The organism is Mesorhizobium shonense, from assembly GCF_040545255.1.
In the GTDB taxonomy this organism is placed as follows: domain Bacteria; phylum Pseudomonadota; class Alphaproteobacteria; order Rhizobiales; family Rhizobiaceae; genus Mesorhizobium; species Mesorhizobium shonense.
Genome location: NZ_JBEPLM010000038.1, coordinates 1 through 13,607, shown reverse-complemented (window position 1 = coordinate 13,607; position 13,607 = coordinate 1). Strand labels below are relative to the sequence as shown.

At 59.6% G+C, this 13,607-nt stretch carries 3 protein-coding genes and 3 pseudogenes; 2 read left to right on the top strand and 4 right to left on the bottom strand.

The genetic code is table 11. From position 1 onward, the window contains the following. Nucleotides 1–257 precede the first annotated feature (257 nt). Both ABID26_RS36680 and ABID26_RS36675 read right to left on the bottom strand, forming a co-directional pair. Nucleotides 258–389: pseudogene (locus ABID26_RS36680) on the bottom strand (transposase); the annotation flags it as partial. Nucleotides 390–724: 335 nt separating this feature from the next. Next, entirely contained in the window at nt 725–1,762 is a 1,038-nt protein-coding gene (locus ABID26_RS36675; protein ID WP_354418364.1) for an IS110 family RNA-guided transposase, read from the bottom strand. Nucleotides 1,763–2,699: 937 nt separating this feature from the next. On the opposite strand from ABID26_RS36675, the gene xopAD reads away from it, so the two are divergent. After that, nucleotides 2,700–10,673, top strand: coding sequence for a XopAD/skwp family type III secretion system effector (gene xopAD, locus ABID26_RS36670; RefSeq protein WP_354418362.1), 7,974 nt, complete (start codon nt 2,700–2,702; stop codon nt 10,671–10,673). A gap of 318 nt (nt 10,674–10,991) precedes the next feature. Here xopAD and ABID26_RS36665 read toward each other — a convergent pair. Beyond that, nucleotides 10,992–11,343 (bottom strand): annotated as a pseudogene (locus ABID26_RS36665) (transposase family protein); the annotation flags it as partial. 73 nt (nt 11,344–11,416) lie between these two features. Between ABID26_RS36665 and ABID26_RS36660 the strand changes: the two are divergent. Then, nucleotides 11,417–12,088, top strand: a pseudogene (locus ABID26_RS36660) (transposase); the annotation flags it as partial. 238 nt (nt 12,089–12,326) lie between these two features. On the opposite strand, the gene ABID26_RS36655 reads toward ABID26_RS36660, so the two are convergent. Further along, nucleotides 12,327–13,169: an Effector protein NopP gene (locus ABID26_RS36655; RefSeq protein WP_354418361.1), complete on the bottom strand. Its 843-nt coding sequence runs from the start codon at nt 13,167–13,169 to the stop codon at nt 12,327–12,329. Nucleotides 13,170–13,607 lie beyond the last annotated feature (438 nt).

Sequence of the window (13,607 nt, the reverse complement as noted above, 5' to 3'; positions counted from 1 at the left end):
TCGATCGGCTGGCACTGCAAACCCGACTGAGGCGCTGACCGGGCTGGCTGTAGCGACCTATGTAGAACGGCCACGCGGCAAGCGGTTTTTTTGAGACGTATCACGCAGCGGGACCGGTGCGGCCATATGTGGGGCCTTGATGCGCGGTCGGGCGCCGAGCTCGAGCAGCCTGAGCCGTAGCGTAGCGAACTCGGCGTTGCGCAGATGATGGGTCGTGGGCACCGCCTTCGCGCAGGGTGAGCATCAGCCAGCATGCGGTCCTCGCCCGTCGGGGTCTTGCCGGGGCGCAGGACCATGGCGACCGGGCGGCCGGTCGCGGCGTCATTGACATGGATTGGCAGGAAGCAACGCTCGTCGTAGTTGGCGTTGAAGAGCGACAGCTGCTGATGGCGGTTTGGCCAAAGATCAAGCTACATCCGCCAGCCTCAAAGACCCATCGTTGTGCATAAGACGGGCTTCTGTAACGGGCCTCGACTTGTCAATCCCTCGTAACTCAGTCCGCGCCGGGGTCTTGCTTCTGTCCGCAGTCGGCGCTTTTGGCCGCTGCCTGATGGGGTCTGATCGGGATCGGTCGGCCGGTCTAGGGATGCGCAGTCATCAAACGAGCTGCTCCCGTCTTAGCGGCCTAACCGGATCCACCGTCCCCGGCAGGGACTTCGCAACGGCGGGGCTGGTGCCGGGGCCCGCCGTGTTCCTCCTTCTGCTTATCCTCTCATCGAATCCTTCAGCATGCGACGGTTGCGGCGCGGCCGGCCCGCAGGAATTGCTCACCGCTGCGCATCATGCGGTGCAGGACCACCGCCAGCTTGCGTGCCAGCGCCACCTTGGCCTTGCGCATCCCGGCGCGCTTGGCCACCGCAAGCGCCCACGACTTCAAGGCCGAGCTTTTCACTGGGCGTGTCAGCATCACATTGGCCGCCTCGTAGAGCGCCCCACGCACGCCATGGTCGCCGATCTTCGAGATGCGACCGGTCACGTCGGTCTCGCCCGATTGGTACTTCTTCGGCGTCAGGCCGAAATGGGCGCCCACCATGCGGGAAGAACGGAAGCGTGCAGGATCGTCGATGGCCGACGAAAAGGTCAACGCCACCAAAGCCCCGACCCCCGGCACGCTCGTCAGATTGCGCACCTGCGCATCGCGCCGCGCCAGGCCGACAAGACGCCTCTCGATCGTCTTGAACTCACCGAGCAGCACCGCCCGCGCCTTGAGAAGAGCCTCCGAAATCTGCTCCAGTGTGTCATGATGGGCCACCAGTTCGCGAACCCGCTGCTCAAACGTCTTCGGCGTCGTCGGGCCAACCTTCAGGCCAAAGCCGCGCAGAACGCCGCGGATGCTCATCTCGACATCGTGACGCTTCGACTGCAGCAGCTTGCGCGTCGTCAGCAGGGCGCGAACCTCCTGGGCCGGCAGTGACTTGCAGTGCACGGGCCGGAACCAGCCAAGCCGCATGAGTTGAGCAATGCCCGGCGCGTCCTTGCGATCCGTCTTCACCGGCATCGCCTTGAAGGCGTCGCGCACATGGCGCGTCTCGAGAAGCTCCACCGCCAGGCCGCACGCCTGCAACGCAGCAAACAGCCACTGCGACAGCGGGCCCGCCTCCAGCCCAATCCGCGCAAGCGGTACTTCGAGCGCCGCAAACCAGGCGATCAGCGCATCCGGTTCGCTCGCCACCTTCGCTTCCCTCTCAATCTTGCCCTGCCCGTCAACAACGCAAACACTGGAGCATTCCAATGACACATCAATCCCGGCATAATAGTCCACGGTCGTCTCTCCTTGATGTTTGGCGCTGGCTTCGGCCATGACGCCGTTCACACCATCATTGTGAGGGACGACCGCCTCGACCAAAACCCCTCGGTCGCCGGCGCGAGAGGCCCGTTACCCCATCTAGGTCGCAGCTTTGCTATCGCGGCGAGGTGGTTTGCTCCCCGCGCGCAGCCCTCGGCATCATAACAACCCTGCATAAGGCGGGCTCTCAAGACGACCGCGAAAGAGCGTAATGAAGGGCCGACAAGCCGTTCACTATCTGAAATTCGTTTGCGCCGCCAATGCCGATGCCTTTATGGCCGTCCTTCAATACATCGCATCGTCATGATCCACCTCAATTTCGGCTAGCGCACGTCAGGGTGTCGTCAGTCGCAGGGGGTATTCCATGCCAGAGCGCGCGATTGTTCAAAAACGACGATCCGCACGCTGGTTGTGGCGAATTACGTCTCGTCGGCGCTGCCGGAGGAGCTCCGCTCGTTCAGGCCGCGGCCGCACTGTGTAATCGGCGCATCATCGGTTGCATGGGAGACGGCTTATGACAGGAGTTAACCGACGTGCGAATGCGCCAGGCGGATCAGGCCCGCTCTGGTCCCGTGCTGAGTCAGATATTGGCGCTGGAAACGATGCCCCGGCGTTCAGTGCGGTCATGCAGGGTCTGCACTCTGACAGTCGAGATTCGGAAACCTCCTCCGCTCAAAGGCAGCCTTCGACCAGCGATGCCCGACGCCACTCCTCACATGACCCCTCGGTAGATCCGCGTGACGTTCAGCCTGATGCTCGCTATCTGCCGGATCGCAGCGCGACAAATTGGGAGGAACGTTCATCGCATTCCGGTACGGAGGGCCACGGTACCGGTCAGTCCAGCAGATTGCGACCAGGTACCTCGCACAGGCAATCCGCAACAGGCCTGGATCGCTCATCAAAAAGGCGGCGCATGAGTGGTGTCGCCGCCCAGAGCAGTGCACTCTCAGAACAAGAATCTAACGCAGCTCTAGACGCAATTTACTTCGCCCGGGACATCGTTGGATTCTCATGTGCAGTAGTGGAGTATGACAGGCGGCTGCAGGGAGCGGATGACGGAATCCATGCAGACTTCGTGCAAAAGGCCGCCGCCCAGTTCAGAAGTCAATTTGTCACACGTTTCGAGGAAGATATACGCCGCGGGAAATCATGGGGCTATGCCACAGCATGCAACGCGGTAAGTCGCGAGGCCGGAGGTGAGGAAGGCGTCGAAGCCTGCAAGGCGATTGCAGCTCGGGTGTCGCAGCTTAATGGTAGGTTGATGTGCGAAGTCGAGCCCAAAGCTCTTTCGCTCTTCGCGGCGTCGTTTGGTCGGCATCCGCAGTCGAGAACGTGCCGCAATGCAACGGTCAGAATAGCCCAATTTTGCCGCGATGAAGACAGGGCACTTGGGGGGCTGAATAGTCAAAGTCTGTCGTTGCTAGTGAACGGTTTTAGCAAGTGGCCGCAGCGGCCGGAAACTCGTGAGGGCACGGAAGCCGTTGCCCGTGAGGTCGTCCGTCGCACCGAGCGACGTTTCCGGCTGTCTGATTTTACGCAGCAAAACTTGGCGAACCTTGCAAATGGCTTCAGCAAGTGGCCGCAAGCAGGCGATTGCCGCGACGCTATGATTGCGCTCGCCGGAGAGGTCCTTCGCCGCACTCGCAGTGACCTCGGGCTCTCCGCTTTCAATCACCAGGACCTTGCGAACCTTGTGAACGGCTTCGGCAAGTGCCCGGAAGAGGAGGTCTTTTGTCAAGCCACCGACATGATCGCTCGCGAGGTCCTGCGTCGCAGCCGGCGCTCCAGGCTCTCTGAATTCACTCACCAAGAGCTGGCAAATCTTGTGAACGGCTTCACCAAATGGTCGGCGCAGGACTCATTTCGGGAAGCCACAGTCGCGATTGCCGGGGAGATCCTGCGCCGTGACCACCATTCCCGACTCTCCGATTTCAATCAGCAGGAGCTGGCGAACTTGGTAAACGGCTTCAGCAAGTGGCCACAAGACGTGTCGTCTCGCCAAGCCACGGGCGCGATCGCCGCGGAGGTCCTGCGTCGTGACCGCCGTTCCCGGCTCTCCGATTTCAACCATCAGGATTTGGCAAACTTGGTAAACGGCTTCAGCAAGTGGCCCGACGACGTATCGTCCGGCCAAGCCATAGTCGCCATCGCCACACAACTTTCCAGCTGCGCCCGTAATGAAGGGCTCGCTCATTTTACTGCGCAGGAGCTGGCGAACCTGGTAAACGGACTCAGCAAATGCCCCACCAATGCGGGCTGCCAACAAGCCACAGTCGCGATCGCTAGTGAGGTCATCGGCCGCCGCGATCAACTTTCTGATTTTAATCACCAGAACCTAACAAACCTCGTTAACGGTTTCAGCAAGTGGCCGGACGGGGCAGATTGTCGCGAAGCAGGGATCGCAATCGCCGGCGAGATTTTTAGCCGCGTAGACCAGCTCCCTAGTCTCACTCAGCAGGCACTGGCGACTTTGGTGAACGGCTTCAGCAAGTGGCCAGCAGAGGTGGCATCTCAGCAAGTCTCAGTCGGGATCGCCAACGAGGTCCTTCGCCGCGCACGGGGCGACGCCGGGCTCTCGGACTTTGATCACCAGAACCTGACGAACCTGGTGAATGGCTTGAGCAAGTGGCCGGAGCAGGTGGCATCTCAACAAGTCGTAGCCGCGATCGCCAGTGAGGTTCTGCGCCGCGCCGAACTCTCGGATATTCCCCCGCAGGGCCTGGCGAACCTGGTGAACGGCTTTAGCAAGTGGCCCGAAGAAGAATGGTCTCGCCAAGCCACCGGCGCAATCTCCAGCGAGGTCCTTCGCCGCGATCGGCTTTCTGACTTTACTCACCAGAACTTGGCGAACTTGGTGAACGGCTTCAGCAAGTGGCCGGACGGGGAGGGCTGCCGCGCCGCCGCCATTGCAATCGCCGGTGAGGTCTTTCGCCGCGCCGACCAGTTCTATGACTTTGCACCGCAAGCGTTGGCGACAGTGGTGAACGGTTTAAGCAAGTGGCCGCAAGACGGGTCGGCTCGCCAAGCCACAATCGCCATAGCCTCTGAACTCCGTCGCCGAAGCACGCGCCAGCTCGAGCTCTCTGAATTTAATCGCCAGGACATCGTGAACTTGGTGAACGGCTTCAGCAAATGGCCAGAAGAGGCGGATTCTCAGCAAGCCGCAGACGCAATCGCCAACGCACTTTTTTGCCGAGCCGACCGGCTCTCTGATTTCACTCACCAGCAGTTGGCGAACTTAGTGAACGGTTTTAGCAAGTGGCCGAATGGACCGAATTGTCGCGAGGTGACGTTCTCAATCGCACGGGAGGTCCATCGCGGCCAGCTCTTTGACTTTGCTCCGCACGAACTAGCGAATTTAGTGAATGGTTTCAGCAAATGGCCGCATGCGGAGGACTGCCGCCAAGCCACGATTGCAACCGCGCATGAGATTCTGCGCCGCGGCGCCTTGCTCGGTGATTTCGCTCACCAGCATTTGGCTAATCTGGTGAACGGTTTCAGCAAATGGCCGGGAGCCCCTATCTGCCGCGACGCGGCGGCCGCTATCGCAGGGGAGGTTCAAGGCCGTCAGCTGTCTGATTTTGTTGCCCAAGGACTGGCGAACCTAGTGAACGGTTTCAGCAAATGGCCCGAACAGACGTCATCTTATCAAGCCACGGTCGCGATCGCCAACGAGGTTCTTCGCCGCGGCACCCGGCACTCTCAATTTACTTCGCAACATTTAGCCAATCTGGTGAACGGTTTTAGCAAGTGGCCGGAAGAGACGAACTGTCGCGACGCGATGCTCGCAATTGCATCAGAAGTTCATGGCCGCGCCGTCCGGCTCTCCGATTTCAGTTCGCAGGAGTTGGCGAATCTAGTGAACGGTTTCAGTAAATGGCCAGACCAGGCCGGTTCTGAGCGAGCCACAGTCGCCATTGCCCACACGGTCCTTCACCGCGCCGTCCGCCTCTCTGATTTTACTTCGCAGGAACTTGCGAATCTGGTGAACGGTTTCAGCAAATGGCCGGAATCGTCGTACCCTCGCGATGCCACGTTCGCCATCGCGGGCGAGGTTCTCCGCCGCCCCGCCCGATTCTCTCAATTTACCTCCCAACACTTGGCGAATCTGGTGAACGGTTTTAGCAAGTGGCCGGAGTCGCCGGAACCTCGCGAAGCCACGTTTGCGATCGCCGCTGAGGTTCTCCGCCGCACCGACCTCTCCCATTTTGCCCCGGAGGGACTGTCGAACCTGGTGAACGGTTTCAGCAAGTGGCCAGACGGGGAGGACGGCCGCAGAGCCACAGTCGCGATCGCCAGTGAAGCACGTCAGCGCCAGTTCGCTGATTTCACTCCACAGTTATTGGCCATTTTGATGAACGGGCTTAGCAAGTGGCCAGAAGAGGAGACGTGCAGGCAGTCCACAATTGACATCGCGCGCGGCTTGGGTGCTCGGGGACAGCGATTTGGTGTATTCACCACACCTCAGCTTAGCCTGATCGTCAATGCTCTGTCGCGAATGATCGTGAGGGCAGAGGACAGTGGCGAGATAACAGACGCCGTTCTGCCGAAGGATCGGTTACACAAACTCGCTCACTATCTGCAATATGATAATGAGCGGCTGGCGCAGGCCGGCCCTTTAGACATCACGATCATTTTCAAGGGGCTGGGTAAGGCTCGACTGGTCGATGATCTCGGTTTGCTGGCATCGGCAGGGTTGAATCGGCTCTCGGAATTGCGTCAAGCCCCTGGTTTTGCGACGCAGGTCGATCTGGAAACGATGGGTAACATGTGTGCGGCTCTGCTGCCATTGGCGCGCAGCCCACAGAAGCCGCTGCGCTGGCACCGCAGGCAGGCTCTGACGTTGCTGAACGACCTTCAACCGGTTCTTGAGCAGAAGATTGAAGCGCATCTGAACGCAAGCGATGCCGAGCGGACGCGCGGGCCGCTTGCGAGCCGCTCCCCCGCACTATCGATCTATCAGACGCTCAAGGCCCGTGCGGTGCTGGAGAGACTATTCAGGTCGCCGTATGTCGAGGGTAAGCGGGCCGATTTGCGGGTGAGGCAACAAGAGCTAGAGGGTAAGACCAAGGATATCCTGCACAGGACGCGCGGTCTCATTGAAGGCGACCTTTCCAACATGAGCTGGAACCTGATCGCGCAGATCGAGGCCGACAGTCCAGTGGATGCGTTAGACCTGTTCATAGAACAGGATGCGGCGGCGATCCAGGCGCAGCATCCGGCCTCGGTCTTCGACGTGCTTCAGGTGCTGCGGAGCATGGATCACGAGCCCAGGCCGCCGCAGGGCGATGCGGGACTGATGCGGTTGCCTGTGGTGGACATGCAGGGGCGGCCGTTGCCCGGCGAGGCCGAAACACGCTATTCGATTTTCCATCGCCTGACCTCGGGAAAACTGCCCGTGGTCGCCGTGCAACTGCCAGCGACCCCGAGTGCATTCATGCTGGCGCGGACGCTCACCGTCGATGGCGTGCCATACCGCATGGACCTGTTCGGCGGTAGCAAATTGAAGCCGCCGCGATTGAACGTGTCTCAGGTTGCCGCGCGTGCCCCAGGCGAGCCAACAAAGCCTTCCGGGGGAAAGTTGCTGGCAATCCCTTATGCCGAAACCGCACCCGGCACCGCCTTCGAGCAGCTCTCGCGCGCCTGGGCACCTTTCAAGGAGGCCTATTATTACACTCAGCGCAGGGGCTTTGCGGCGCCTCCGGCGATCAAAGATCTATCTCCTCACGACTACGCGTTGGAAGGCGCCTTCAAATTGGTGCTACTGCCGGACCGCGCTGCGAACGAGGAGCATCCCTTCAAACTAAGGGGGGCGCAAGGGCCAATCGCGTTGCGACCGCATGACGGCTGCGGCTTCATAAAGGCCTCGCTGGCGAATCTCATGCCAGCCGTTCGTCGTGGCGGCGAACAGGAAGACGGTCCGGACCGGGTGCTTGCCTATGGTGAGGCAAAGAACACGTCCCTCCCGGTCTCGGCGCTGCAACATTATCCGCGCAGCGAGCAAGTGGCGGATGAGGCGCGTCAAAAGGCCCTGACCTGGCTACGTAGCAAGGAAAGGCCACAGTTGACGTCCGAAGAGCTATTTCGCACGGTTACGGCGGCAAACATCAATGGTCCGGGCGCAATCGCCGTCCCGTCCGCGGACAGCTGCCTGCATGTGCCAACGCTCAAGAGCCAGACCTTGAGCAGTGGCGGCACGCTAATCGGGCGATCCCCTTATGACAAGCCGAACCTGAGGCCGTTCGCCGCTGAGCATGTCAAGTCGGCGGTCGATGGCGATCCGACCGCCGTGTTTCTCGATAACTGCACGGCCATCCAATACAGCTTCAATGTCGCGCATAAGTCTGGCGAGGAACTAGCGGCCGACGATCCGACTTTTTTTGCGAAAGGCGTTCTGATGGTGGTGCCGGATGAGATGTGGCCCGCCGACTATTCCGACCGAGGGCTTGTGATGTCTTCCGAGGACGTCAAGTGCCATTCGAATTGGACCACGGGCAAGGACCGCGCGAAGGTGGACACGCCGATCGACTGCGTCGGCATCCTCCAGGCGACGGAGGTGTTTGCCCCGGGCTCGGTGGTTGCCGTGCCGCCCAGTGAACAGAAAAAGCTTGATGGCGATTTCGACGGGGATAGCCTCGTCATTATCGGCGATCGGCCGCTGCTTTACGAGCATGTGAGGCAATTCGATAAAGAGGAGCAGGCGCGCGGGCTTGGCTCGCTCAAGCCGCCAAAGTCCCATACTCCGGCGATTGACAACGGTCATTACAAGTTCGGTCGCGCCAGCCAGATCCTCGCTGCCACGCGGAACGTTCTGGAAATCTACACCGGCTTGCAGCGGGGCTTTCTGGCTCAATCCCACGAAGCCCGACAGTGGTTTGCCGAGCGTGCCATCTTCGGAACGTACGAAGGCATTCACCCACAGCTCAAGCGAAATATTCGAAGCCTGCTGGAGCAGGAGCGGGTCAGCGCTCTGAGCTTTCTGGACACGCGCGAGATAGCGCGGCGTGAGGTCGTACTTGCCAACCATCCGGTCGCGCGCGAGATGGCCGAATTGCTCCTCGCCGAGCTCGAGGCTTGGGCCGGGAGGCTGGAGGAGCAAGCCCTGCCCGAAACGGACACCAGCATGAGCGAGGCTCCTGTCGCAGTAAGCCAACCGCTCTCCGCGCTATTTCCGGAACTGGCGGAGAGCTACTCGGTAACGACCCAGCCACGCGAGCGCGTCCAGCTTCTGGTGGACCGTTACCCTGCACGCATCGATCCGCGACCCGATGGTTATAACCCACACGATCTCGTGCAAAGTGCAAACAATCTCCTTAGCCTGGGTATCAAAGTCGGAACTGACGCCTATAAATCCGACACTGGCGCCCACACATTTATGTTCAAGAGCGGGTATCTTCAGCGCCTACTGCAACAGATCCCGGGCCTAGCCACCGTACCATATGTAAAGAGCACGGCGGCGGCTCTCCACCACGGAAGCTTTGATTCCGATGCAGCCTTGAAGGAACTGAAGGACAACCCTACCCTGGCGGCTTCCATCATGGAATCCTCGATCAAGTTCGCTGCGGAGCAAGGCATTCTGTCCAGGCCCTCCAACCTCCGGCCCGCCGTCGGAGATAGCGACATGACCATAACGCTGAACCGCGAGGAGGCGTTGGAGCGCGCCAAAATCGAGGCGTCGCGTGCCAAAGAGCTGGAAGAGAACATCACTGCAGCGGCGCTCGGAGTTGCCGCGAGCCTCAGGAAAGCCGGCATCCAAGTGAATATGCCTCATCTTGAGCACAGGCTGAGGTCGGACGCCTCCATGACAGACCAGCTCTTCGGCGTGCAGGTCCCCGCCGAAGCCGGCGCCCAACTGATCGGCAACGCTGTACGTCATCTTTACGAATTCCCCGACAACGAATTTACGCCCGCCTTCAAGAAGGCCATTCTAGCCTTCGAAGAGCGGGGCTATTCGGAGGTCAGCACAATCAACTGGTTCAAGACGCGATCTCCAACCTTTGTCGGCATCAAGACTGTTCTCGCCACGCCTGAGGGCTACCGCTTTGAAGTAGAGTTCCACACGGCCGATAGCTACAAGGCCAAGATCGACAATCATGACACGTACAAGGAGCTGCAGAAACTGCAGGAGCTCCAGCGAGGCAGCCGAGAGTCCCTGGATCCCTCGATAGCCGAGCCACTCTTGGAGCGTGTGCGAAACGCTTGCAACAAGGTTGTCATTCCTGACGGAGCCATAGGGATCCCGCACTGGGAACCCGACGCGGATAGTTCAGTCGGTGCCAGTCTAATTCGTCGATTGAAAGTGGAGCCGCCTAAGCACACGGCGCGGTCCGCGATCGGACAAGAAATTCTTGGCGCTCTGGGCTCGCGACCGATCGTGCTTGTCGGCATGAAGGGCGCTGGGAAATCCAGTTTTGGCCGTGTGCTCGCCAGACGACTGGGGTTGAAATTCGTCGATGCAGATAAGGAGATCGAGGCAAAGACTGGCAAGTCCATAGCTAAGATCTTCGCTGAGGATGGGGAGGTGCATTTCAGAGATCTTGAGATGAAAGAGATAAAGAAGTCGCTCGAACAAGGGCCGAAGGTGCTCGCAACCGGCGATGAAACGTTCATGTTCGAGGAAATTCGGCATCTTGTCAGTGGGAAGGCGGTCTCAATCTGGCTCAATACCCACGAAAACGTAATCAGGCGTAATCAGAGGCACGAGCGTCTCAAGACTAAAACCGACGATCAAGACCAGTCCGTCACAGACCTGATGCGCGTGCGTAATCCTGTCTATCAACTTGCCGATCTCACGATTGCCCCGCAGCACCAGCGAGATCTTAAGAGTGCGGATGCTTGCCTGAGCGCGTTGCACGCCCACCTATGCGGCGAGGGCAGGGAAGCCTAAACTTGTGTCGCGCCATGGGTAAGGACGGTGATGGCGTAGGTCAGCATGCATCCCGCGTCGATACCCTGGGCGATATAAGGGTTTTTCGGATAGTTTGAACGATACAGAACTGTAGATGTGGCGAAGGCAGCGCGGTGCGGCGCCCTTCAGCGGCACAGTTAAAAGTTGCGCAGTTCTGGACCGGACATCGGTCAATGGAACCAGGTGCCGTTCGAGAGTTGGGCGGCCAGAACGTCGAGTCCTTAGCAGGAGACGGATGCGCCTTTCCAGCACCAGGCATCAATACAGTCTACGCCCGCTTGCGGCTCGCTACAGTCAGCCGGCGCTGTGGCCGAGCAGGCCGACAATCTCCCCGACCCTTCTCGTCCGACGCGCGTATGGATCAGCTACCGTCGGCAGTCGGTCGGTGAACGTTCGTCGTGCGCATTGCCCATGTGCACATCGCCAGCGGCTCAGCAGGAGTTTCACTGTCACCGACTAACCCTGGGTCGGCAGATCCTTGAGGCTGCGGCGGGACCAGCCATGCCGACTTCGGCTTCGCCGTCCACAATCAGGGCAGATGCCGATCGCGGATCCCGCAGCCGAAACAACCCACCCGTCGTCAAACAGTGAGCGCGACACCCAGTATCTTGACCCCTGGGCCGGGCGACCATTTCGATTTCGTTCGCATGCCCCCATAGCCACAACCTCGCTAACGGCCGATGAACCACACAAAGTGAGGAAGACCCTAATTAAATGCGACACACGACCTGATCACCAGCCCGGCCTTCGTCGTCATCAAGGCCGCCGACGACGAGTTCCATGACAAGACCACGGCACCCAACCAGCTCTGGCAGACAGACTTCACTTATTTGAAGGTCATCGGCTGGGGATGGTTCTACCTGTCGACCGTGCTCGACGACTTCTCCCGCTACATCATCGCCTGGAAACTGTGCTCCACGATGAGGGCCGGGGATGTCACCGACACGCTGACCATGGCGCTGCAGGCTTCCGGCTGTGACAGTGCCAGGGTCGTGCAGCGGCCGCGGCTCCTGTCCGACAACGGCCCGTCTTACGTGTCGTCCGATCTCGCGGCCTGGAAATCCGACAAAGGCATGGATCACACGCGCGGATCGCCCGCACATCCTCAGACCCAGGCCAAGATCGAACGCTGGCACCAGACGCCCAAGAACCGCATCCTACTCGAAAACTACTTCCTGCCTGGCGATCTCGAACGGCAGATCGTCGCCTTCGTCGAGCACTACAATCATTGCCGATACCACGAGAGCCTCGGCAATCTCACCCCGGCCGACGTCTACTTCGGGCGCGGCCAGACCATCATGCCGAACAGGGAAAGGATCAACAGCGGCGCTTGCTTCACGGCAAAGCCGCCGCCTAATATGAAAACCCTGATGGGCCAGAGCCTCCACAACTAGATCAGGCCGCCAAGTGTCCCAAATCTCTGGCGACGGACAATCGAACCTACCAAGTTCTATAAAGAAAATCCTGCGCTGCTCAGCCGACAACTACTCCGCCTGCGCCCTACGCCGAATGGATACCGCTCGTCGCGCACTGCCGTTTGCGACGAGCCCTTTCGCTCACCGCGCATGACCATGGGACACCAATATAGTCAGATGCGGCCCTACCATCGCGACTAAATTCCTCAAGATCCGGTCACATAAAATCGTCCTCGTACGAGTATCTGGGTGAACTTGGTGCGCTCGCGGCATCACTGCTCTCGCTATCCTCAGTTTTGCAGAGATAGAGCGGAGGTTTGTCTGCACGCTGCCATTCACCGGCACTGTTCTTCGTCCACTTCTCGGGATGCTGGGTAGGGTCAAGGACCATGCCGCCATCATCCACTTCAACAAACCCCATCGCCGCCGCGCGGGCTTGTGCTTCTGGATTAGCCGCACGCCAATTCAGCAACGGTCGTTCACCGTCCATCCGAAGTTGATGCTCCAGCAAAATATCGCCTGCATTCTCGACGAGCGGATGAGCGACCTGTAGATCCACTATGGAGGTGATCTCAGTTCGACCAGGAAATTGTTGCCGCCAATTTTCGGATTCGAACTCAGTCATGCTGAACCCGCCTTCCGTTCTCAGCAGTCCGGCACTCTGGTTTCCTAATTGGTAGCTGAAATATCGCGCTTGCTCCGTATCTCGACAAACGCCGTATTGCTTAGCAACGTCCGCAGTGCGTCTGGCTCGTGCGGATACGAATTCCGAATACTCTTGTGGATGGTCGGCGATGTGCATGATTTTATCGCCATGAAATTGCGTCACCTCACTCCTGAAAGAAGACCTGTCGATCTCCACCACCGGAGGTCTGGATTGGAGGGAATACGCCGGTGTTGCCGCCGAAGAGGAGCTGCCGCTGGAATCAGAACCGGCTAAGTGCATCCGCGCAAACATGTCCTCGAACTCTTGGGTTTCTGCATCTGCTTGCCCGCTGGCATTACGCGTGTAGTGGATATCGGACGAGCCACCAATTCGACCATACATGGCGATTTGCACTCCTATGTTTCGCAATTGAGTTCAGGCTGGTTACCGCGGCGGATCTACATATACCGCTTAGTTGACAACCAGCTGACGAAGGCATTCTCCCGGATGCACAAACCAAAATCCGAACGGAAGCCGCCTCGAGCAATGGATCGCCTATGCCACGAACAGCAAACTGGCTCCCTTGCTGCAGGCATCGGCCGCGACATCGAGGCCGTCCGGGCGGCGATCACCCAGGGAGCGAGCCCGGCTCAAGACGATCAAGCGCCAGATGTGTGGGCGCTCGGGATATCCGCTGATCAGAAGCAGGCTGCTCGCCACCGCCTGAACCACCCAAGCAGAGGGCAGATGGGAAGCTCTCCCAAATGTGCGGAAGAACCGCTCCAGCCAGCTCTATCTAATTTAGCCAGCCCGGTCAGCGCCTCAGTCGGGTTTGCAGTGCCAGCCGATCGG